Genomic DNA, 21,452 nt, shown 5'->3' on the forward strand with positions numbered 1-21,452 from the left:
GAAGGTTGCCCGCGGCTGAGGATGCCGCGCCATCGGCAGTAGCCAGTCTCCCACCTTCGCGCAAGCTTGGCCGGTTAGGCTCGAAAGGCTGCCGCGCGTTCGGCGGGCTGGAGACTTGAGGACGATATGGCGATCAGCGAAACAATCCCGGCGGGCCTGGCGGCCAAGAACGGCCGCGACGTCTTCTTCGCGCTGGGCATCGTCATCATCCTGGCCGTGCTGTTCCTGCCGATCCCGGCCTTCCTCATCGACATCGGCCTCGCCTTCTCGATCGCGCTGTCGGTGCTGATCCTGATGGTGGCGCTGTGGATCCAGCGGCCGCTCGACTTCTCCTCCTTCCCGACCGTGCTGCTGATCGCCACCATGCTCAGGCTGTCGCTCAACATCGCCACCACGCGCATGATCCTGTCGCACGGCAATGAAGGCACGCACGCGGCCGGCTATGTCATTTCGGGCTTCTCGAAGCTGGTGATGTCGAGCGACTTCGTCATCGGCCTGATTGTCTTCCTGATCCTGATCGTGGTGAACTTCATCGTCATCACCAAGGGCGCCACCCGTATCGCCGAGGTCGGCGCCCGCTTCACCCTCGATGCCATTCCCGGCAAGCAGATGTCGATCGACGCCGACCTTTCCGCCGGCATGATCGACGAGAAGACGGCGCAGTTGCGCCGCCGCGAGCTGGAAGAGGAATCCTCCTTCTTCGGCTCGATGGACGGCGCCTCGAAATTCGTGCGCGGCGACGCCATCGCCGGCCTCATCATCACCGCCATCAACATCGTCGGCGGCATCGCCATCGGCTACATCCGCCACGGCATGGGCATGGGCGAAGCCGCCGACGTGTTCATCAAGCTGTCGGTCGGCGATGGTCTCGTCACCCAGATTCCGGCGCTGATCGTCTCGCTCGCCGCCGGCATGCTGGTCTCCAAGGGCGGCACCCGCGGCTCGGCCAACCAGGCCGTGTTCGGCCAGCTTGGCGCACACCCGCGCGCGCTCTATGTCGCCGCCTTCCTGCTGGTCATCCTCTGCCTCATGCCCGGCCTGCCGCTGTTCCCGTTCTTTGCCCTTGCCGGCGGCATGGCTGGTCTCGGCTACGTCATCCCGTTGCGCCACAACCGCGCCATGGCCGCCGCCGCGGCGTTGAAGGACGAGGAGAAGGCGAAAAAGGCCGAGGAGGAGAAGAACTCGGTCAAGGCCTCGCTTGCCACCGCCGAGATCGAGCTCTTGATCGGCAAGCAGCTGTCGACGCGCCTGCTGGTGTCGCATCAGGAGCTGGTCTTCCGCATGGCCAAGATGCGCAAGAAATTCGCCCAGCAATACGGCTTCGTCGTGCCCGAAGTGCGCGTCGCCGACGACTTCGCCATCCCGCCGAAGAGTTACCAGATCAAGGTCCACGGCACTGTCGTCGCCGAGTACCAGATGCGCGTCGGCGAGATCATGGTGCTGCTCGGCACCCGCGACGTGCCGGACCTGCCCGGCGAGGAGATCCGCGAGCCGGCCTTCGGCATGCGCGCCTTCTCGGTGCTGGAGACCTTCGCCGAGGACCTCAAGCGCGAGAGCTACACCTATGCCGACAACATGTCGGTGCTGCTCACCCACCTCTCCGAGGTGATCCGCAACAACCTGCCGCAGTTGCTCTCTTACAAGGACATGAAGGCGCTGCTCGAAAGACAGGACCCGGAGTACCGCAAGCTCGCCGACGAGATCTGCACCTCGCACATCTCCTATCCCGGCCTGCAGGCAGTGTTGAAGCTTCTGCTCGCCGAGCGCGTCTCGATCCGCAACCTGCATCTGATCATCGAGGCCATCGCCGAGATCGCGCCGCATGTGCGGCGCACCGAGCAGATCGTCGAGCACGTCCGCATCCGCATGGCGCAGCAGATCTGCGGCGATCTTTCCGAGGGCGGCATGCTCAAGGTGCTGCGCCTCGGCAACCGCTGGGACCTAGCCTTCCACCAGAGCCTCAAGCGCGACGCCAAGGGCGAGGTGCGCGAGTTCGACATCGACCCGCGCCAGCTCGAGGAATTCGGCCAGGATGCGACCAAGGCGATCCGCAAGCATCTCGAAGCTGGCGAGCGCTTTGTCCTCGTCACCGCGCCCGACGCGCGGCCCTATGTGCGCATGATCATCGAGCGCCTGTTCACGACGCTCCCCGTTCTCTCCCATGTCGAGATCGCCAAAGGCGTCGAGATCAAGGTGCTCGGGACGATCTCGTGAGCGCGCTCTCGCAAGGCGTCGTCATCGCCGCCTTCCTCGCCTTCTGCCGCATCGGCGCCTGCTTCATGCTGATGCCGGGCCTGTCGAGCGCCCGCGTGCCGATCCAGGTGCGGCTGTTCGTGTCGGTCGCCGCCACCGGCGGCCTGCTCGCCTTCCTCTGGGACCGGATCTACCCCTATGTCGATCCGCGTCCGCAGATCCTGGCGCCGATGATCGTCTCCGAGCTTTTGGTCGGCGGGCTGATCGGCGCCATGACAAGGCTCTACATGGAGGCGTTGCGCTTCATCGGCTCGGCCATCGCCATGCTGATCGGCTATGGCGGCTCGGGCGGGCCGGCGATCGAGGAGCCGGAACCGCAGGCGGCGCTTGCCGCCATCATCTCGTTCTCGGCGCTGCTGCTGCTCTTCGTCTTCGATTTCGACCACGAGATCGTACGCGCCCTGGTCGCCTCCTATGCGGTCGCGCCGGTCAATGTCTTCTTCAACCCGCAGGCAGCGCTGGTCGATGTCACCGACACGGTGTCGGACGCCTTCTTCCTGGTCATCCGCCTCGGCAGCCCCTTCGTGGCCTATGCCATCCTCGTCAACCTGACCATCGGCTTCGTCAACAAGCTGACGCCGCAGATCCCGGTCTATTTCATCTCGCTGCCCTTCGTCATCGCCGGCGGGCTGATCATCTTCTATTTCGCCATCGGCACCTTGCTGTCGCTGTTCGTCGATGGCTTTGTCGACCTGACGCTCGCCCGGTGAAGCGATGACCACGCGCAAGGAGCGATTGCGGAAACTGGTCAAGGTGCAGGAGCAGCTGAAGGCTCTGCACGAGACGCGCCATGCGACATTCGTGGCGGCGGCGGGAACCGCCGAGGCCGAGGCAAGGGAACTGGTCGAGCATTTCGACGCGGACCAGTCGCTGGCCGGCCTGTTCCCCGACCTCTACCATCGCCGCATCGCCAACGCCCTGGTGCGCCAGGAGGCCAGCCTGGAAAGTGCCAGGCAGGAAGCGGGCCTCATCGCCACGGCGACTGCACGCACCAACATGGTCGAGCGCGCCTACAAGGACGTGCGCCGCCGCGACGAGCGCGAACGCTCCGACCGCGAGCGGCTTGATCTGATCGCCCAGAAACGGGAACAGGAATAGCGGTGGCTTCCGCCTTGGCGCTGGACGGCGCCCTGAGAAGCGTCAGCCGCCCGTCGCGGTGGCCTTGACCGGCCTGGCTGCACCGATCCGTTCCCAGCGCTTGCCATTGCCCTGCGCCTGCCGGGCGAAATAGCTGTATGGGGTGCTGGACCAGTCGCGGACGGAGTTGGTGAGATTGTCGAGCACCAGGTCGCCCTCGCTGGTGCGCACCGTCAGCACCGTATGCCCTTCGCCGTGATAGCTTGCCACGGTCAGCAGCAGCGCCGAAGCCGGCCAGCCGCGCTTCATCAGTTCGAGCTTCTTCAGGATCGCGATGTCCTCGCAATCGCCGGAGACGGTCGGCACGCGCCAGTCGTCTTCCTTGCCGACGGTGGCCTGGTCGCTGAGCTCTGTTATGCGCGAATTGACCGAGCGGTTCACCTGCTTCAATTCGGAACTCAGTCCCGGCTGCAGGGCAACGACCTTCCTTCCCCCGGCGGTGCTGCACAGGCTGGGTTGGCGACTGCAGAACGAAAAGAAGGCAGGCGGCGCGAACGCCTTGCCGCTGGTTTCCATGATCGTCCCGGCCTGCGAGGCGAACGGGCAGGCAAGCGACAGCAAGAATGCGATCAGCGCGACATCGCGTTTCACGATCAACGTCTCCAGTGCGTGGACTTGAGGATGAGGGGAGCGGGTTAATGAGCGGTTTCTAAACTGCCCAATTTGGCCGTTAGCGAGGCAGCGCCGTTAACGTATTAATACTTCGAAAAATAAGACTTGAAGCCGTGTCGCGGCGTTGGCCGGCAGAGGGATTCTCGCCGACCGCGTATCGGTCCGGCGCCGATCGCGTCGCCTCGCTCTCCGCAAGCCTGCCGCAAGCTTGTTGCGCCATTGTCCGTGCCACGAAAATCGGCAAGAGGCGGACTTTTTTGGCAATCTCTCCACCCAGCGACATCGTTCTGGACGTTGCCCGCGCCGCCGAGCCGACGGATGTCGAGGCCGCGCGGGCCGCACTGGCGAAACGCACCGACGGCGCCTCCGACGCGTTTTCGGTCGCCACGACCGGCACCATGCTTTCCCGCGCCACGGCGGACAAGGCCGAGGCGGCAAATCCGGAGAAGAAGTTCCAGCGCTTCGAGGCGATGGTGCTGCAGACCTTCATCCAGAACATGATGCCCAAGGACACCGAGGGCGTTTACGGCAAGGGCCTCGCCGGCGACATGTGGAAATCGCAGATGGCCGAGCAGATGGCCAATGCGATGGCCGCGCGCGGCGGCATCGGCATCGCCAGGTCGCTGCTTGCCGACCACTACATGGACGGCAAGCGCACCGTGCCTGTCGGCCCGGTTTCGGGTGGGCCGGAAAAGACCGAGATCGACCAGCAGACCCGGCTGTCGACCTCGATGGTGCAGGAGCTGCAGCGCCAGGCCGCGCGGTCGATGACCGGCGACGACACGACCATAGAAACCGAGACGAAAATTTAGGATCCTCATGGCCGACCAATCCGAACTCTCCAACCTGCCGGCGCGGACCTCGGAAGCGCCCGTCCAGTTCGCGCGACCTGGAAACCTCGCCGCCATCATCGGCCGCATCGAGGAAGCGGTCGACGAGGAGACAGCGGGCATCCGCGCCAGCACAGGTTACGACCTCAAGGCCTCCAACGCCCGCAAGAGCCGCTACCTCTATGAGTTGACCCGCGCCATGAAGGGCGCCAACGAGATCGAATTCCTGGAGCAGCATCGCGAGGGGCTGGCGCGGCTGCGCCAGAAGCTGGCCAAGAACGAGGCGGCGATCCTTGCCCATCTCAACGCCGTCAACGAGGTCGCCAATCTCTTGAAGAACGCCATCCAGCGCGCCGAGGCCGACGGCACCTATTCGGCCCGCGAATTCGGCTGGGCCCGGGCATGACTTCGGCCGCGAGGCCCATGCGAGGGAACGACCGGTGATCAAGTTCATCGCCGCCGCGATCTGGATCTGCGCAGCGACGCTCGGCGCCGTGTTCTATTCGTTCCAGGCGGCCGGCAAGGCCGGCGTCGGCGAGACGCCGAAGCCGATGCTGGGCGGCCTCGACTACGTCAAGACCGACATCATCTCGGTGCCCTTGATCCGCGACGGCAGGATCGACGGCTATTTTCTCACCAAGCTCGTCTACACGGTCGAGCCCGAGCAGATAAAGAAACTGTCGATCCCGGCGCAGGCGCTGATCACCGACCAGGTCTATTCCTATCTCTATTCCAACCCGCAGATCGATTTCACCAAGAAGGACACGATCGATCTCGATACTTTCCGCAAGGCGATCCACGACACCATCAACGCCCGCGTCGGGGTCGAGCTGGTGCACGACGTCCTGGTCGACCAGGTCAACTTCCTGTCCAAGGACGAGATCCGCGACAACGCGCTGCGCCGCCGCAAGAATGCCGGCGAGACCGCGCAAGCAATGACCAAGCCTTTCCAGGCGGAGCATTGATCGCCCGCCGAGGCACGGCGGCCTACCGCTCTGCCGAGGTGATGCGAGATGACGCATCGCCACCACGTTGACGTAAACGTCAATGCGAAGCTATATGCGTCAGCGACCGTGATCGCGACATGCGCCGGGCAAAGCGCCGCCGCGCATCAAACGCAACGAGATGAGGAGAACCGCCGTGAGCGTTCAGGAGATTGCCGACAGGATCAAGTCGCGCGTGGCAAGCGCGGGCTTCGAGCATTCGGTGAAGTTCGATACCGGCAGCGACGGCGTCATCGTCATCGACGGCGCCAGCGTTTCGACCACCGACGCGCCGACCGACTGCACCGTCAAGCTTTCGCTCGACGATCTGGATTCGCTGATCGCCGGCGACCTCAACCCGACCATGGCCTTCATGTCCGGCAAGATAAAGATCGAGGGCGACATGACCGTCGCCATGGCGCTCAGCCAGTTGCTCGGCTGACCTTCTCGAAAAACCAAGCAAAACGCCGCCCCGTGGGCGGCGTTTCTGTCTCAGGCCACCAGTGGCAGCGACTTGAGCTTGCGCCCGGCAGCCTTCAGCGTGCCGCGCGCGCCGTCGAGCACGCCTTCCACCAGCTCCAGCGCCAGCAGCCGGTGCCGCTCATAGGGGCCGGGCATCGCCAGCGCGCCGGTCTTCGCCGCCGAGAAGCCGAAGCGCCCATAGTAGGGCGCATCGCCGACGAGCAGGATCGCGCCATGGCCGAGGCGCGCCGCCTCGGCGACAGCATGGCGCATCAGCGCCGAGCCGATACCGGCGCCCTTGAGCGCGGGATCGACGGCCAGCGGGCCAAGCAGCAGTGCCGCCGCACCGCCCTCGCTCAAGCTCACATCCCAGAGCCGCACGGTGGCGAGCACCGCGCCCGAGGCATCGCGCGCGACGAAGGCCAGGCCTTCCGACGGCCGGCGGCCGCGCCGCAACTTCTCCGACGACTTCCTGCGCCGCCCAGGCCCCATGGCACGGTCGAGCAGGTCCTCGCGCGCTTCGATATCGCCGGCGCTTTCGGCCACGATGGCGAATGCCGGAGCCTGTGAGGCCCCCTCACCCGGCTCGCCGCGCGAGCCAGCCTGTGCCCATTGGGCAAGGGAGGGCGCAAGCGCTGCCATCGGGCTCCTCTCCCCCGCGAAGAAGAGCTGATCCGAAGGGCCGGATGAGGGGGCAATGTCGGTGTCCGCAATGGCCGATTTGATCAGGTAGTCCATGTCCGCGATCCTTCACGAGCGGAGATCTGTTCCACAAGCGAGCCCGGGTGGGCGACAGGCGCCCACCTGGGATGATCTGAACGGTCCTTGCGAACCGGTCAGATCACGTAGGATCGGAGCGGCTCGAAGCCGTTGAAGGCGACCGAGGAGTAGGTCGTCGTGTAGGCGCCGGTGCCTTCGATCAGCACCTCGTCGCCGATGGTCAGCGACAGGGGCAGCGGATAGGGCGTCTTCTCGTACATCACGTCGGCCGAATCGCAGGTCGGGCCGGCGAGCACGCAAGGCGCGGTCTCGCTGCCGTCATGCGCGGTGACGATCGGGTAGCGGATCGCCTCGTCCATGGTCTCGGCGAGACCGCCGAACTTGCCGATGTCGAGGAACACCCAGCGCACATTGTCATTGTCGGCCTTCTTCGAGATCAGCACGACTTCCGACTTGATGACGCCGGCATTGCCGACCATGCCGCGGCCCGGCTCGATGATCGTCTCGGGCAGCGCGTTGCCGAAATGCTTGCGCAGCGCCGAGAAGATCGCCTGGCCGTAGGCCTGCGCCACCGGCACGTCCTTCAGGTAGCGGGTCGGAAAGCCGCCGCCCATGTTGACCATCTTGAGCACGATGCCCTCGTCGGCGAGCGTCGCGAACACCTTCTTGGCATCGCCCAGCGCGCGGTCCCAGGCCGTGAGATCGGTCTGCTGCGAGCCGACATGGAACGACACGCCATAGGCGTCGAGGCCGAGCGCCTTGGCGTGGCGCAGCACGTCGACCGCCATCGCCGGGACGCAGCCGAACTTGCGCGACAGCGGCCATTCGGCGCCCTCGCCGTCGGTCAGCACGCGGCAGAACACGCGCGCGCCGGGTGCGACGCGGGCGATCTTCTCGACCTCCTCGACGCAGTCGACCGCGAACAGGCGGATGCCGAGATGGAAGGCGCGCGCGATGTCACGCTCCTTCTTGATGGTGTTGCCGAAGGAAATGCGGTCCGCGGGCGCACCCGCGTCCATCGCCATCTCGACTTCGGCAACCGATGCGGTGTCGAAGGACGAGCCCATCGCAGCAAGCAGGCGCAGGATCTCCGGCGCCGGGTTTGCCTTCACCGCATAGTAGATCTTGGAATCGGGCAACGCCTTCTCGAAGGCGCGGAAATTGTCGCGCACGACATCGAGGTCGACGACGAGGCATGGGCCGTTCGGACGTCGGGTGGCGAGGAAGTCAAGGATGCGCTGGGTGGCCATCGGGGTCTCTCCATAACGCCTTTCGGCGCGCAATAAGGCTGCGGGACGCGGGCTGTCGGCCTCGCGAACACGCGGTGGACAAAGGCGGGACGGAATATCCATGGAACCAGCCGGTGGAGACCCCGGAACCATGAAATGCCGTCTCGCGGCGGTGAACCTTGGCCTTGCCCGGCCTCGGTTCGCTTTGTCTGCCTTGGCTTGGATGGGAGACCCGTCCGCACTGCCGGCAATGAAGGTGTGCCTCTTTAGTAACCCCGGTCTTTGGACAACCGGAAGAGAACCAGAAAGGCCCGCACCGTCGTTGCTTCAAGGTGTCCTCGATCTTGTGGTTGGCCACTGACCGACTGGAGTGGTTGGCTCCAGTTACCTTACCGATTGCCCTCACCATTCGAGGATCGGCGGACACCCACAGGCACGTGCGACTTTGGGCAAGCGCGATATAAGAGCGTAGGATTTCACAATCAATAAAAATCGTAAGCTGCGGTTGTAAAATTTCCGGCATCGAACAATCTACGGATTACCGTATCCGGATATCGAACGATGACAGGCACGCACGGACCGCTCAACGCCTTCCTGAACCTTCGCCAAATGCCTGTCGCGCATGCGCAATTGGGCACGCTGGCTGGTCTCAGGCTGGCGGTGAAGGACATCTACGACGTCGCCGGCTATCGCACCGGCTGCGGCAATCCAGGCAAGTTCGCAGCGGCTCACGCGGCGTCGCGGACCGCTCCCGCGGTGCAGATGATTCTCGATGCCGGCGCGCGATTCGTCGGCAAGACCCAGACCGACGAGCTCGCATTCTCGCTGATGGGCCAGAACGCGCACTTTCCGTTTCCGGTGAACCCGGCCGCGCCCGAGCGCGTCACCGGCGGCTCATCATCGGGATCGGCGGCGGCGGTGGCGGGCAAGCTCGCCGACATCGCCACCGGCTCCGACACCGGCGGCTCGATCCGCGCGCCGGCGAGTTTTTGCGGCCTGATCGGGCTGCGCGCCACGCATGGCCGCATATCGCTCGACGGCGCCATGAAGCTCGCCCCGAGCTTCGACACCTTCGGCTGGTTCGCCGACGACATCGAAACCTATGAGGCGGTCGGCAAGCTGCTGCTCGGCCGCGACCCGCATCAGCATGCGCTCAACCTGCCACTGTCGATCGGCTGGCTGGACGCCTTGGTGTCGGGTCCGGCCGAGGCCGCCGAATATGCCAGGATGAAGGCGCTCGCCGCTTCCGTCATCGGCGAGCATGCGCAGGTGGAGTACAGTTTCACCTCCTTCCCCGACGAGCTCTATTGGTGCTTTCGCCGCCTGCAGGCCTTCGAGGCATGGCAGGAGCATGGCGACTGGATCAGCAGCGGCGAGCGCGGTCTCGGGCCGGGCGTCGACGAGCGTTTTGCTTTTGGCCGTGCCGTCGATGCCAGGACGGTCGAAACCGAGACGACCCGCCGGCTGGCCTTCCGTGCCGAGCTCGCCGCCCTGCTCGGCAGCCATGGCTTTCTCGTCCTGCCGACCGTTCCGGGCGCGGCGCCGCTCGTCAACAGCGCGCCGGAACAGCTGCAGACCTACCGCGAAAGGGCGCTGCATCTATTGTGCCTCTCCGGCCTCTCCGGCTTCCCGCAGATCACGCTGCCGCTCGGATCGGTCGACGGCGCGCCGTTCGGCCTGTCGCTGCTCGGCCCTTCCGGGAGCGATGTCGCCCTGATACGGCTCGGCCGAAAACTCCTCGACGCCGCACGAAAGGCCTGAGCCATGGACACGTTGACCCGCATGCGCGCCTTCATCGACGTCGTCGAGGCCGAAGGCTTTTCGGCCGCCGCGCGCAAGATCGGCCGCTCCAAGGCGCTGCTGTCGAAATATGTGCGCGAGCTGGAGGACGAGCTCGGCGCCTTGCTCCTGAACCGCACTACCAGGCAGTTCTCGATGACCGAGGCCGGCCATACCTATTACAGGCGCGCCTCCGAGATCGTGCGCGAGGTCGACAGCCTGGCCGATGCGGTGCGCGAATCCTCCGGCGATGTGCGCGGCCGCATCAAGCTTTCGGCGGCGCGTACCTTCGCCGACGCGCCGATCGGCCAGTCGCTGATCGACTTCGCCAAGGAGCATCCCGACATCGTGCTCGACATCCATCTCGATGACCGTTTCGTCGACCTGGTCGAGGAGGGCTTCGACCTCGCCGTGCGCATCTCCAGGCTGGAGAACTCCTCGCTGATCGCGAGGCGCCTTGCGCCCTTTTCGGTCAGGCTGTGCGCATCTCCGGACCTAATCGCCAAGCACGGCATGCCGATGCGTCCGCAGGACCTCGCCCGCATCCCCTGCATCATCGACACCAATGGCCGCTGGCTGACCAACTGGCCGTTCAAGGGCGACGCCGGCGAGACGATGAGCGTGTCGGTATCCGGCCCGATCGAGGTCAACAGCCCGATGACCGCGCGGGCTGCCGCCGTTGCCGGCCTTGGCTTCACCATGCTGCCCGATTTCATCGCCATCCCCGAGATCGAGAGCGGCCGTCTGGTGACGGCATTGGACGACCGCCTGCTCTCCGGCAGCGGCATCTTCGCCGTCTATCCGCACCGGCGCTATCTGCCGGCAAAGGTGCGCGTCTTCGTCGATTTCCTGGTGCAGTGGTTCAAGACGCGAGAAAGCGCCTGACACGCCGGCAGCCGACGCGGTCCCAATTTCGCCCCCTTTTTGGTAACTCTCGGGCAACCATCCAAAGCCACGGAATCGCCATCCGCAAATGCACCTGAAACGGCAAGCAATCATGCTGTCTTCCGCCTTGGCGGCGACGTTCGCGGCGGTCGGACCGGCCGAGGTGCATCCCCACGTCTTCGCCGAAGCGCGACTCGACGTCATCCTCAGCGAGGATCACCAAAGTGTGAAGGCGTTGCGCCATCTCTGGCGTTTCGACGACCTGTTTTCGAGTACGGTGATGATGGAGTTCGACAAGAACTCCGACCTGAAGCTTGACGACAAGGAGCTGAAGGAAGTGGCCGACACCGTCCATTCCTCGCTGGCGGAGTTCAACTATTTCCAGCTCGTCACCCAGGACGGCAAGGATGTGGCGATGACCCCGCCGCCGCACCTGATGGCCAATTTCGACAATGACCAGCTGATCATCCTGTTCGAATCCGAACCGAAGGCCCCGATCAAGCTCACCGGCAAGATCGACATCGGCGTCTATGACCCGACCTTCTACACCGCGATCGACTTCACCGACGATTCGAACCTGACCGTCGAGGGCCTGCCCTCGACCTGCACCAGGAAGGTCGTCCGCCCCGACCCGGATGAGGCGATCGCCCAGAACCAGAAGACCCTGACGGAAGCCTTCTTCAACGATCCGACAGGCACCGACATGAGCAAGATCTTCGCCACCAAGCTCGAACTGAACTGCCCGCCGGAAGGATAGATCGGTGATGAAACCGTCGCTGCGCGCAAGCAGGTTCCGCAAAAGTGTCCTGCGGTTTTGCGATCGGAACCTGCGGCAAACAAGGGAATCTAGGCGGATATTCGTGGGGTATCCCACGAATATCCGTTTAGCACTCGGCCTCCTGGCCGCCGCCCTGGTGATGACGCATCTGCCGGGCGTCGCCCATGCGCAGAGCTCGCTCGGCATCGGCACCAATGACGGCATGGCGCCCTCCGCCAGCGGTCCGTTCGCCCATATCCTGATGTGGATCAACCTGCGCCAGCAGGAATTCTACCATGCGCTGGCTAGCGCGATGAAGGCGATGCGCCAGGACGGCAGCAAGCTGTGGCTGCTGATCGGCCTCTCCTTCGCCTATGGCATCTTCCATGCCGCCGGCCCCGGACACGGCAAGGCGGTGATCTCGTCCTACATGGTGGCCAATGAGGTGGCGCTGAAGCGCGGCATCATGCTGTCCTTCGTCTCGGCGCTGCTGCAGGGGCTGACGGCGGTCGTGGTCATGATGCTCGCCTATTTCGTGCTGCGCGGCACCGCGGTGTCGATGACCGACGCGGCATGGTTCCTGGAAATCTCGAGCTATGTGCTGGTCACCCTGTTCGGCGCCTGGCTGCTCTGGCGCAAGGCGGGTCCCGCCATCCGCCGCCTGTTCGGCGCCGGCACGGCCTACAGCCTCTCGGCGGCCCATGCCGGGCACTCGCATGCAGGACACTCGGATGCCGGCCATTCGCACGCAGGGCATTCACATGCGGGTCATTCGCACGCCGCGCATGCCCACGCGCTTCACACGCACGACCAGGACGACCACGCGGCCCACCATTCGCACGCGCATGGCCACGGCGCGCATGATCACCATCGCCACGACCACGGCGCGCACGATCACCACCATCATGACCACGCCGCCGGCGAAGTCTGCGAGACCTGCGGCCATTCGCACGCGCCCGATCCGGCGCTGCTGTCGGGCGACCATTTCGACTGGCGCACGGCGTGGTCGGCGGTGGCCGCCGTCGGCATCCGCCCCTGCTCCGGTGCGCTGATCGTGCTGAGCTTTGCCCTGCTCAACGGGCTTTGGCTGGGCGGCCTGCTGTCGGTGCTCGCCATGTCGATCGGCACAGCGATCACCGTATCTGCCCTGGCGACGCTTGCGGTGACCGCCAAGAACTGGGCCGTCTATTTCGCCGGCGACGGCCGCATGGGCAACCGCATCCATTCCTTCGTCGAGATCGGCGGCGCGGCGTTCATCTTCGTGGTGGGGCTGCTGCTGCTGTCGGCCAGCCTGACCGGCGGCGTCTGACGGCGGATCAACCCGCCAATTTGTTACCCAGTTCGTCCTCGATATGGGCGCGGATAATTTCGTCGAAACTCGTCTCGGCGGCGAACCCAAGTTCCCTTGAGCGCTTCGCCTCGAACCGTGTCGGCCAGCCTTTGACGATCGCCCAGATGGTGTCGTCGGGCTGCTCGCGGATCAGCTTCGCCACATTCGATCCGGCGACCCGTTCCAGCGCCTCGATCTGCTCTCCGACGGTGACGGCGACGCCAGGCATTGTAAGGTTGCGGCGCGGCCCGACGGCGGCGCCGTCGATCTCCGCCGCATGGATCAGGAAGTTCACCGCCGAGCGCGGGCTGGCGTGGGTGTGCAGCACCGAGCGCGGCACTGGCAGGATCGCCTCCTGGCCGGCGAGCGGTTCCCGGATGATGCTGGAGAAGAACCCCGAGGCCGCCTTGTTCGGCTTGCCTGGCCGCACGCAGATGGTCGGCAGCCTGATGCCGATGCCGTCGAAGAAGCCGCGCCGCGTATAGTCGGCGAGCAGCGCCTCGCTCATCTGCTTCTGCGTGCCGTATGAGGTCAGCGGCGTCGGGTGGAACTCGTCCGGGATGACATCCGGGAACGGCGCGCCGAACACCGCGATCGACGAGGTGAAGACGAGGCGCGGCGCAAACCCCGCCAGACGCACGGCGTCGAACAGCGCGCGCGTGCCGTCGAGATTGACCCGGTAGCCGAGGTCGAAATTGGCTTCCGCCTCGCCCGACACGATGCCGGCCAGATGGAAGATCACGTCCGGCTGCGCCGCGAGCAGGCTTGCCGTGGCGCCCGGCGCGGCAAGGTCGCCGGTGTGGAGGGAGACATCGACCCCCGGCATGGCGGGCGCTTCAGGCGCCACGATATCGTGCAGCTCGAGCGCACTGATCTTGCGGCCGCGCAGCTGCCCGTCCTTGGCCAGCCGGGCAATCAGCTTGCGGCCGGCCATGCCGGCGGCGCCCGTAATCAACACGCGCATCTCAAGGATCCTTCTTGCGCTGGCTGCGGCCACGCAGCCAGAAGACCACGAAAATCGCCACCATGAAGACGGCCGCGATGGCGGCGGCCAGGATGGTCGAGACGCTGCCGGCCGCCAGCATCACCCGCGGCAGGAAATAGGCGGCGATGCCGAACAGGAGCAGCACCCAGAACGCGCCAAGCGCGGCATTGCGTGTATCGCGATCCATCAGTGATAGTGACCGCGATGCGGCGCCGCATGATGCGCGTGATCATGGTCGTGATCGTGATCGTCATCATCGTCGGCGCAATGCCCGAATTCCGGTTCGACGGTGGCATGGCTTATGCCGTGCTCGGCGGCGAGCCGCTTCTTGATGGCGCTGACCGCGCTGTGCGCGTCGACCCCGTCGTTCAGGCAGGCGTGCAGCGTCGCCATGTTGCTCGAACCGTCGAGCGACCAGACATGCATGTGGTGCACCTCGCGCACGCCCTTGACCGCGACTTCCAAATCCTTGGCGATCACGTCGCGGTCGAGGCTCGCCGGCACGCCTTCGAGCAGCACATGAGCGGCCTCGCGCATCAGCGACCACGCCGTCCACAGGATCAGCAGCGAGACCAGAACCGACAGGATCGGATCGATCGGCGTCCAGCCCGTCGCCAGGATGACCAGGGCCGCCGCGATGGCCGCGGCCGAGCCGAGCAGGTCGCCCAGCACATGCAGGATGGCGCCGCGCATGTTGAGGCTTTCGCGGTCGCCGCCATGCAGCACGAAGAAAGAGGCGATGTTGACCAGCAGGCCGGCGGTCGCGACCACCAGCATCGGCCCGCCGAGCACCGGCGCCGGCGCCATCAGGCGGCCCCAGGCTTCGTAGACGATCCACAGCGCGATGGCGAAGATGGCGATGCCGTTGGTGTAGGCGACCAGCGTCTTGACCCGGCCGAACCCGTAGGTCAGGCGAACCGTGGCCGGGCGGCCGGCGAGATGGAAGGCATACCACGCGAGCCCGAGCGCGATCGCATCGGCAAGCATGTGGCCGGCATCGGCAAGCAGCGCCAGCGATCCCGTCAGCAGGCCGCCGAGAGCCTCCGCGACCATGAAGCCGGCGGTCAGGCAGGCGGCGATCAGCACCCGCTTCTTGTCGGTCGAGCCATGCACATGGCCCGCGCCATGGCTGTGGCCATGCCCTCCAGGCCCATGATCGTGGCTGTGCGCCATCGCGGAACTCCTGCTACGCGCCGGACGCGGCGCGGAAATCCTCGAGCCGCCGCTTCTGGCGGCCTTCATCGTCGAAATTGGCCGGATCGAGCCATGCCTCGTAGGCTTCGCGCAGCGCCGGCCATTCCTTGTCGATGATCGAGTACCACGCGGTATCGCGGTTTTCTCCCTTGACCACAAGGTGCTGGCGGAAAATGCCCTCGAACTTGAAGCCGAAACGCTCGGCGGCGCGCTTCGACGGCTCGTTGCGGTTGTTGCATTTCCATTCGTAGCGGCGATAGCCGAGATCGTCGAAGATGTATTTCATGAACAGGAACTGCGCCTCGGTCGCCGCCGGCTTGCGCGAGATCAGCGGCCCCCAATAGATGTTGCCGATCTCGATCACGCCATAGGCAGGGTCGATGCGCATCAGCGTCTGCCGCCCGGCGACCTTGCCGCTCGCCTTGTCGATGACGGCGAAGAACAGCGGATCCTCGCTGGCCTCGACCTTGTCCAGCCACGGCTGGAAAGCGTCGCGGGTTTCCGGCGGATAGTCGGGCAGCCAGGCGAAGCGGCCACCGATATCGGACACCGAAGAGGCCTCGTAGAGGCCGTCGCCGTGCTTTGCGGCGCTCAGCGGTTCGAGCCTGGCATGGCGCCCTTCCAGCACCTTGCGCTCGGGGCGCGGGCGCGGCTGCCAATCCTTGAGATTTTCCGACACCGAAAACTCCAATCCGTTTGACTTTTGCCGAAGGACGCTCACAAAAACGCTCGCCCACAGTAAGAACCACAGGAACGGGAAAAATGCTCCACACGATCGCGGCTTTCGACCGGCTCGGCGAGGAAAATGCCTTCGCGGTGCTGGCGCGCGCCACCGCACTTGCCCATCAGGGCCGCGACATCGTCAATCTCGGCATCGGCCAGCCGGACTTCAAGACGCCGCAGCACATCGTCGAGGCGGCGATCAAGGCGCTGCGCGACGGCCACCATGGCTATACGCCGGCCAACGGCCTGCTGGCGACGCGCGAGGCGGTCGTGCGCCGCACGCTGACCACCACTGGTGTCGAGGTCTCACCGGAGAACGTGATGATCCTGCCCGGCGGCAAGCCGACCATGTTCGCGGCGATCCTGATGTTCGGCGAGCCGGGCGCCGAGATCCTGTATCCGGATCCCGGCTTTCCGATCTATCGCTCGATGATCGAGTTCACCGGCGCCGCCCCGGTGCCGGTGCCGATCCGCGAGGAAAACGGCTTCGCCTTCTCTGCCGACGAGACGCTGGCGCTGATCACCCCGAAGACCAGGCTGCTGATCCTCAACTCGCCCGCCAACCCAACCGGTGGCGTCACCCCGCGCGCCGAAATCGAGAAGCTGGTCAAGGGGCTGGAGGCGCATCCGCATGTCGCCATCCTCTCCGACGAGATCTACGACGTCATGACCTATGACGGCGAGACGCATTTTTCGCTGCTCAACTTCCCGCAGATCCGCGACCGGCTGATCGTGCTCAATGGCTGGTCGAAGACCTGGGCGATGACCGGCTGGCGCATGGGCTGGTCGATCTGGCCGAACGGCGACGAGGGCGCGCATCTCTACGACAAAGTGCGCAAGCTGGCGGTCAATTGCTGGTCCTGCGTCAACGCGCCGAGCCAGTATGCCGGCATCGCCGCGATCGACGGCCCGCAGGACGATGTCGAAAAGATGATGCGCGCCTTCGACAACCGCAGAAAGATCGTGGTCGAGGGGCTGAACGCGCTGCCGGGCATCTCCTGCATCACGCCGAAGGGCGCCTTCTATGCCTTCCCCAATGTCTCGAAGACCGGCTGGAAGGCCAAGAAGCTCGCCTCGGCACTGCTCGAGGACGCCGGCGTGGCGCTGATCGGCGGTCCCGATTTCGGCACTCTCGGCGAAGGCTATATCAGGCTCTCCTACGCCAATTCCGAGGAGAACATCTTGCGCGCGCTGGAGCGGATCGAGACCTTCTTGAAGAAGTGACCTCGCTTCCCTCGCGGGAAGGTCGGGCGCTACCCGCGCCCGACGAACGGCATCTTCGTCGCCATCACCGTCATGAACAGCACGTTGGCGTCGAGCGGCAGGCTGGCCATGTGGACGACGGCGTCGGCGACGCGCTCGACATCCATCACCGCCTCGGCGGCGATCGAACCGTTGGCCTGCGGCACGCCGACCGTCATTGGCTGCGCCATCTCGGTCAGCGCATTGCCGATGTCGATCTGGCCGCAAGCGATGTCGTAGGGCCGGCCGTCGAGCGCCAGCGTCTTGGTCAGCCCGGTGATGGCGTGCTTGGTCGCCGTGTAGGGCACCGAGCCAGGACGCGGCGCATAGGCCGACACCGAGCCGTTGTTGATGATGCGGCCGCCCATAGGCTTTTGCCGGCGCATGGCGCCGAAGGCGGCGCGGGCGCACAGGAACGAGCCGGTGAGGTTGACGCCGACGATATCGTTCCAGACCTCGACCGGGATCTCGTCGATCGGCGTCGACTTGTAGCCCATGCCGGCATTGTTGAAGAGCAGGTCGACGCGGCCGAAGGCTTCGACCACCGTTTCGAACAGATCGTCGACCTGATCGGCCTTGCTGATGTCGCAGGCAACCGCCAGCGCCTTGGCCTCGGTCTTGCCGGCCTCGGCGATCGCTTCCTCCAACACCGCTTTGCGGCGTCCGCAGAACACCGTGTTCCAGCCGTTCCTGAGCAGCGCCGTGGCGACGCTCTTGCCGATGCCTGTGCCGGCGCCGGTAACGATGGCGGTTTTCTCTGTCATGGCAGTCATCGGTGTCCTCCGGTCATCGCTGCAACTTGGCATCGCAAATGACGCAAGCGATGGCAAGCCAACTGTCAGCCATCAGGCCCGACAAAAAGGGCGGTCATTGGCGACCGCCCTGATCTGAACCGGGCTTGGGAGGAGGAAAAGCCGGTCCGACTGCTTAGAATGATGCGCTTCCTCGGTTAACGAGACGTTACCGTGCGCGGCGTCGGCTGTTCCGCCTCCGCCTCACCAGCGTGGATTGGGCGAGGTTCCGGGCTTGTCGGAAACCGGCACCTTGGCCGCCGACACCGTCGCCTCGACGTGGTCGACCAGCGCGTCCGGCAGGCCGAGACGGCCAGCAAGCAGGTCGAGATAGCCGCGTTCGGCGCGCGTGTCGGGATCGATGGTAAGGCGCGAGGCCGTATAGAGTTCGAGCTTCTGCGCGTCGGTCTGGGCGCCGGCGACCAGCGTATCCAGGTCGAGCGGGCTCTCCAGCTCCGCCATCAGGAATTGTTCCGCCTCGGTGCCGATGCCGGCGAGCTGCAGCTTGCCGGCGATCTTCTGGCGCTCCTCGTCATCGACATGGCCGTCGGCCTTCGCCGCCGAGATCATCGCCCGCACCAGCGTCAGCGTGAACTCCTCCTCGCCTTGCGGGGCCTGCGAGGGGTGGAAGGCGGTATCCTTGGGCGGCGGCAAGAGTTCGGGCTCGCCGGCAGCCGGCGTCTCGGCCGGCGCGTTGCCGGCCTTGTAGTTCTGGTAGGCCTTGTAGGCGAGGCCGCCGATCGCGGCCAGCCCGCCGAGCTTGATGGCGGTGCCCGTCACCTGCCGGCCGGTTCCCGTTCCAAGCAGCACCGCGGCCAGCGCGCCGGCGGCCAGCGGATTGTCCTTGGCCATCTGCACGGCCTGGCCGGCCTTGTCGCGGACGGTGCCGCTGGTGCCGGGAACCTGCGAGCCGAGCAGATCGTCGAGAAGCTTCTTGGGATCGAACATCAATGCCTCCAGAATTGGGCCCGCGCCGAAACATGGACGAGCAGGTTTGGACGTCGCAGACGTAGGTCCCGCATGCTGACATTACAATGACGGGCAGGCGCTTTGCGACAAATGCGGGCGCGCCTCGAAGTTGGAACCGATGTGTCGAAACCGGCCTCGGTCTGGCCTAGTCTGGGTTCTGTCGAGGAGAGGAGCCTTGCAATGGCCAATGAGCAGGACCGCCAGCCGGCGCGTGATCCGCAGGACCTGGAACGTCTTTTGATCGCCCGGCAATGGGCCGGCGACATCGACGGCATGGTGGCGCTGTTCGCGCCCGACGCCGTCATCGACAGCGGCGAGAAGGATCTAACGCGTGGCCGCGAGGCCATCCGCGCGCTGTTCGCCGAGATCATCGCGACGGGGCGAAAATTCCAGCGCGGCGAACAGCGGCCCGCGGCGATCAATGGCGACCTGGCGCTCACCTCGACCCGGCTTCCCGACGGCACCATCACCACCGAGGTCGCCCGCCGGCAAGCGGATGGCACGTGGCTGTGGGTCATCGACCGCTACTCCGTCGCGTGGTGATGCGACGAAGGTCGGCAGCGGTGCTAGCTGCCGATATGCGGGCCTTTGCCTCGCGCGGTGGCCAGTTCGACCTGTCGCTGGCGTTCGGTGTAGCGGGCGCGATCCTCGTCGGAGCGGACCTCGTGGCAATGCGGGCAGGACACGCCGGCCGCATAGCGCGGCGACAGCCGGTCCTCGACCGTCAGCGGATGCCGGCAAGCGCGGCAGAGTTCGGCCTCGCCTTCGGCAAGGCCATGCGACACCGACACACGTTCGTCGAAGACGAAGCATTCGCCTTGCCACAGGCTCTCTTCGGCGGGCACCTGTTCCAGATATTTGAGGATGCCGCCCTTCAGATGGAACACATCCTCGAAGCCGAGCGACTTCACATAGGCCGTCGCCTTCTCGCAGCGTATGCCGCCGGTGCAGAACATCGCCACCTTGCGGCCTTCGAGTTGGTCGCGATGCCGCTCGACCCAGGCCGGGAATTCGCGGAAGCTTGCGGTCGCCGGATCGACCGCGCCCCTGAAGGTGCCGATCGACACTTCATAGGCATTGCGGGTGTCGATGACGATGGTGTTCTCGTCCGAGATCAGTGCATTCCAGTCGGCGGGCGCGACATAGGTGCCGGCGCTGGTCGCCGGATCGAGATCCTCGACGCCCATGGTGACGATCTCGCGCTTCAGCCGAACCTTCATGCGGTGGAACGGCATGTCGGCGGCGGCGCTGTATTTGACCTCGAGGCCGGCGAGGCCTTCGATGGAGTTCAGATGGTCGACCAGCGCGGCGATGTCGGCCTCGCTGCCGGCAACCGTGCCGTTGATGCCCTCATGCGCAAGCAGCAGCGTGCCCTTGATGCCGCGCCCGCAGCAGAACGCCGCGAGCGGCGCGCGCAGCGCCTCGAAGCCGTCGAGCCGGGCAAATTTGTACAGCGCGGCGACGCGCACAGAATTGGTTCGGGTGGAAATTGTCATCGCCATGCCACTAAACCGTGGTGAAAGCCGATTCAAGGCGGAGCCGGCCAGCCGCCATCCGGGGAAGCGGCGCCGCCGGTACGTGACATCGCGACACGCCTCGTTTCGTGGACTCGGGATACCCCTTCTGCTAATCGGTTGAAATCGATCGATACCGGAGAGACCAAGCGAATGCCCAGCAAGACCGAGAAGCTCCTGTCGCTCCTCAATGGCCAGCCGGTCATACCGGTGCTCAAGATCGCCAATGTCGCCGATGCGGTGCCGCTAGCCCGCGCGCTCGCCCGTGGCGGCCTGCCGGCGATCGAGATCACGCTGCGCACCTCCGATGCGCTGGAAGCGATCCGGCGCGTCGCCGGCGAGGTCGAGGACGCCATCGTCGGCGCCGGCACCATTCTCGACGCCGGGCAGTTCGACCAGGCAGCACGCGCCGGCTCGAAATTCATCGTCAGCCCCGGCATCACCAGCCAGCTCCTGGCGGCGGCGAAGGACAGCGAGGTGCCGCTTTTGCCGGGCGCCATCACGCCCGGCGAGATCATGGCTGCCCGCGAGGCCGGCTTGCGCTTCCTGAAATTCTTCCCGGCCGAGCAATCTGGGGGCATTGCCTCGCTGAAGGCCTTCGCCTCGCCGCTCGCCGACGTGAAGTTCTGCCCGACCGGCGGCATCAGCGCCAAGAACGCCGCCGACTATCTCGCCCTGCCCAACGTCGTCTGCGTCGGCGGATCCTGGGTAGCGCCGGACGACATGGTCAAGGCCGGCAAGTGGGACGAGATCGAGGCCCTGGCCCGCGCGGCGAGCCAGCTCAAGAAGTAGCGTCCGGGACACGAAAGACCCGGCCGGCTACCGACCGGGCCAGTTGCCTGGAATGCAATCAGCGCGCGATGCGCAGGCCCGAGCCGGTTGCTGACGGGTCGGCAGCCGCTGGTTCCCGCTCATGGATTCGAACCACGATTCACGCCTTCAAAGGGCGCTGTCCTACCGTTAGACGAAGCGGGAAAGCAGGCGTCACGTCGTTAGCATCCCGGCCCCGCCGAAGCCAGCGCCGACCCGAACGGCGCCGCGGATTGCCTGCCTCAAA

Annotated in this window: 24 protein-coding genes and 1 tRNA gene; 14 read left to right on the forward strand and 11 right to left on the reverse strand. The window is 65.6% G+C overall.

The window, feature by feature from the left end:
- The first annotated feature begins 126 nt into the window (after positions 1–126).
- Genes flhA through EN846_RS07930 form a run of 3 tightly spaced genes read left to right on the forward strand, consistent with a single transcriptional unit; the run spans position 127 to position 3,351 of the window.
- Positions 127–2,214 carry a flagellar biosynthesis protein FlhA gene (gene flhA, locus EN846_RS07920; RefSeq protein WP_127392407.1) on the forward strand — a complete coding sequence of 696 codons (2,088 nt, stop codon included), beginning with the start codon at positions 127–129 and terminating at the stop codon, positions 2,212–2,214.
- Complete coding sequence (gene fliR, locus EN846_RS07925) at positions 2,211–2,963, forward strand: flagellar biosynthetic protein FliR (RefSeq protein WP_127392408.1); 753 nt, start codon at positions 2,211–2,213, stop codon at positions 2,961–2,963. The genes flhA and fliR overlap by 4 nt, the downstream gene beginning before the upstream one ends.
- Before the next feature lie 4 nt (positions 2,964–2,967).
- Positions 2,968–3,351: a hypothetical protein gene (locus tag EN846_RS07930; RefSeq protein WP_127310775.1), complete on the forward strand. Its 384-nt coding sequence runs from the start codon at positions 2,968–2,970 to the stop codon at positions 3,349–3,351.
- 42 nt (positions 3,352–3,393) lie between these two features.
- Here EN846_RS07930 and EN846_RS07935 read toward each other — a convergent pair whose 3' ends face one another.
- Complete coding sequence (locus EN846_RS07935; RefSeq protein ID WP_127392409.1) at positions 3,394–3,981, reverse strand: transglutaminase-like cysteine peptidase; 588 nt, start codon at positions 3,979–3,981, stop codon at positions 3,394–3,396.
- Positions 3,982–4,259: 278 nt separating this feature from the next.
- Here EN846_RS07935 and EN846_RS07940 point away from each other — a divergent pair, with 278 nt between their 5' ends.
- The 4 genes from EN846_RS07940 (at position 4,260) to EN846_RS07955 (ending at position 6,257) form a co-directional block, all read left to right on the forward strand.
- Complete coding sequence (locus EN846_RS07940; protein ID WP_245493300.1) at positions 4,260–4,814, forward strand: rod-binding protein; 555 nt, start codon at positions 4,260–4,262, stop codon at positions 4,812–4,814.
- 7 nt (positions 4,815–4,821) lie between these two features.
- The gene (locus EN846_RS07945; protein ID WP_127392410.1) at positions 4,822–5,238 is read left to right on the forward strand and encodes a hypothetical protein; all 417 of its coding nucleotides are present in this window, start codon (positions 4,822–4,824) and stop codon (positions 5,236–5,238) included.
- A 34-nt stretch (positions 5,239–5,272) separates the two neighbouring features.
- Complete coding sequence (locus EN846_RS07950) at positions 5,273–5,797, forward strand: hypothetical protein (RefSeq protein ID WP_127286090.1); 525 nt, start codon at positions 5,273–5,275, stop codon at positions 5,795–5,797.
- A 175-nt stretch (positions 5,798–5,972) separates the two neighbouring features.
- A complete protein-coding gene (locus EN846_RS07955; RefSeq protein WP_127310776.1) occupies positions 5,973–6,257 on the forward strand; it encodes an SCP2 sterol-binding domain-containing protein in 285 nt (94 codons plus the stop codon).
- 50 nt (positions 6,258–6,307) lie between these two features.
- Here the strand turns inward: EN846_RS07955 and EN846_RS07960 are convergent, their stop codons facing one another.
- Together EN846_RS07960 and odc2 are read right to left on the reverse strand one after the other, a co-directional pair.
- Positions 6,308–7,015 (reverse strand): N-acetyltransferase, encoded by a 708-nt coding sequence (locus EN846_RS07960; protein WP_348630820.1) that lies wholly within the window; start codon positions 7,013–7,015, stop codon positions 6,308–6,310.
- Between the two features lie 98 nt (positions 7,016–7,113).
- A complete protein-coding gene (gene odc2, locus EN846_RS07965) occupies positions 7,114–8,247 on the reverse strand; it encodes an ornithine/lysine decarboxylase (protein WP_127311543.1) in 1,134 nt (377 codons plus the stop codon).
- A gap of 540 nt (positions 8,248–8,787) precedes the next feature.
- Here odc2 and EN846_RS07970 point away from each other — a divergent pair.
- The 4 genes from EN846_RS07970 to EN846_RS07985 all read left to right on the forward strand — a co-directional run bounded on the left by EN846_RS07970 (position 8,788) and on the right by EN846_RS07985 (position 12,956).
- Positions 8,788–9,987: an amidase gene (locus tag EN846_RS07970; RefSeq protein ID WP_127285388.1), complete on the forward strand. Its 1,200-nt coding sequence runs from the start codon at positions 8,788–8,790 to the stop codon at positions 9,985–9,987.
- Positions 9,988–9,990: 3 nt separating this feature from the next.
- The gene (locus tag EN846_RS07975) at positions 9,991–10,890 is read left to right on the forward strand and encodes a LysR family transcriptional regulator (protein ID WP_127285387.1); all 900 of its coding nucleotides are present in this window, start codon (positions 9,991–9,993) and stop codon (positions 10,888–10,890) included.
- A gap of 88 nt (positions 10,891–10,978) precedes the next feature.
- Complete coding sequence (locus EN846_RS07980; protein WP_127285386.1) at positions 10,979–11,647, forward strand: DUF1007 family protein; 669 nt, start codon at positions 10,979–10,981, stop codon at positions 11,645–11,647.
- A gap of 160 nt (positions 11,648–11,807) precedes the next feature.
- Positions 11,808–12,956 carry a nickel/cobalt transporter gene (locus EN846_RS07985; protein WP_187331334.1) on the forward strand — a complete coding sequence of 383 codons (1,149 nt, stop codon included), beginning with the start codon at positions 11,808–11,810 and terminating at the stop codon, positions 12,954–12,956.
- Between the two features lie 7 nt (positions 12,957–12,963).
- Here the strand turns inward: EN846_RS07985 and denD are convergent, their stop codons facing one another.
- The 4 genes from denD to EN846_RS08005 are packed head-to-tail and all read right to left on the reverse strand — an operon-like array spanning position 12,964 to position 15,835.
- Entirely contained in the window at positions 12,964–13,941 is a 978-nt protein-coding gene (gene denD, locus EN846_RS07990) for a D-erythronate dehydrogenase (protein ID WP_127393349.1), read from the reverse strand.
- A 1-nt stretch (position 13,942) separates the two neighbouring features.
- Positions 13,943–14,149, reverse strand: coding sequence for a hypothetical protein (locus EN846_RS07995; protein ID WP_127285384.1), 207 nt, complete (start codon positions 14,147–14,149; stop codon positions 13,943–13,945).
- Positions 14,149–15,135, reverse strand: a complete 987-nt coding sequence (locus tag EN846_RS08000; RefSeq protein WP_127393348.1) for a cation diffusion facilitator family transporter — start codon at positions 15,133–15,135, stop codon at positions 14,149–14,151. The genes EN846_RS07995 and EN846_RS08000 overlap by 1 nt, the downstream gene beginning before the upstream one ends.
- Before the next feature lie 13 nt (positions 15,136–15,148).
- Positions 15,149–15,835, reverse strand: coding sequence for a GNAT family protein (locus tag EN846_RS08005; protein WP_127285382.1), 687 nt, complete (start codon positions 15,833–15,835; stop codon positions 15,149–15,151).
- Between the two features lie 83 nt (positions 15,836–15,918).
- Here EN846_RS08005 and EN846_RS08010 point away from each other — a divergent pair, with 83 nt between their 5' ends.
- Entirely contained in the window at positions 15,919–17,103 is a 1,185-nt protein-coding gene (locus EN846_RS08010; RefSeq protein WP_127285381.1) for a pyridoxal phosphate-dependent aminotransferase, read from the forward strand.
- Positions 17,104–17,132: 29 nt separating this feature from the next.
- On the opposite strand, the gene EN846_RS08015 is transcribed toward EN846_RS08010, so the two are convergent.
- Both EN846_RS08015 and EN846_RS08020 read right to left on the reverse strand, forming a co-directional pair.
- Positions 17,133–17,885, reverse strand: coding sequence for an SDR family oxidoreductase (locus EN846_RS08015; RefSeq protein ID WP_127285389.1), 753 nt, complete (start codon positions 17,883–17,885; stop codon positions 17,133–17,135).
- A 231-nt stretch (positions 17,886–18,116) separates the two neighbouring features.
- Positions 18,117–18,860, reverse strand: a complete 744-nt coding sequence (locus EN846_RS08020; RefSeq protein WP_127285380.1) for a tellurite resistance TerB family protein — start codon at positions 18,858–18,860, stop codon at positions 18,117–18,119.
- 201 nt (positions 18,861–19,061) lie between these two features.
- Here EN846_RS08020 and EN846_RS08025 point away from each other — a divergent pair, with 201 nt between their 5' ends.
- Positions 19,062–19,424, forward strand: a complete 363-nt coding sequence (locus EN846_RS08025) for a nuclear transport factor 2 family protein (RefSeq protein ID WP_127311956.1) — start codon at positions 19,062–19,064, stop codon at positions 19,422–19,424.
- 23 nt (positions 19,425–19,447) lie between these two features.
- Here the strand turns inward: EN846_RS08025 and EN846_RS08030 are convergent, their stop codons facing one another.
- On the reverse strand, positions 19,448–20,377 hold the full coding sequence (locus EN846_RS08030) for a rhodanese-related sulfurtransferase (RefSeq protein ID WP_127393550.1): 930 nt from the start codon (positions 20,375–20,377) through the stop codon (positions 19,448–19,450).
- A gap of 171 nt (positions 20,378–20,548) precedes the next feature.
- Between EN846_RS08030 and EN846_RS08035 the strand changes: the two genes are divergently transcribed.
- Complete coding sequence (locus EN846_RS08035; protein WP_127286203.1) at positions 20,549–21,187, forward strand: 2-dehydro-3-deoxy-phosphogluconate aldolase; 639 nt, start codon at positions 20,549–20,551, stop codon at positions 21,185–21,187.
- Between the two features lie 109 nt (positions 21,188–21,296).
- Here EN846_RS08035 and EN846_RS08040 read toward each other — a convergent pair.
- Positions 21,297–21,370, reverse strand: a tRNA-Gln gene (locus EN846_RS08040).
- Positions 21,371–21,452 lie beyond the last annotated feature (82 nt).

Origin of the sequence: Mesorhizobium sp. M4B.F.Ca.ET.203.01.1.1, assembly GCF_004791025.1 — a bacterium.
GTDB lineage: Bacteria > Pseudomonadota > Alphaproteobacteria > Rhizobiales > Rhizobiaceae > Mesorhizobium > Mesorhizobium abyssinicae.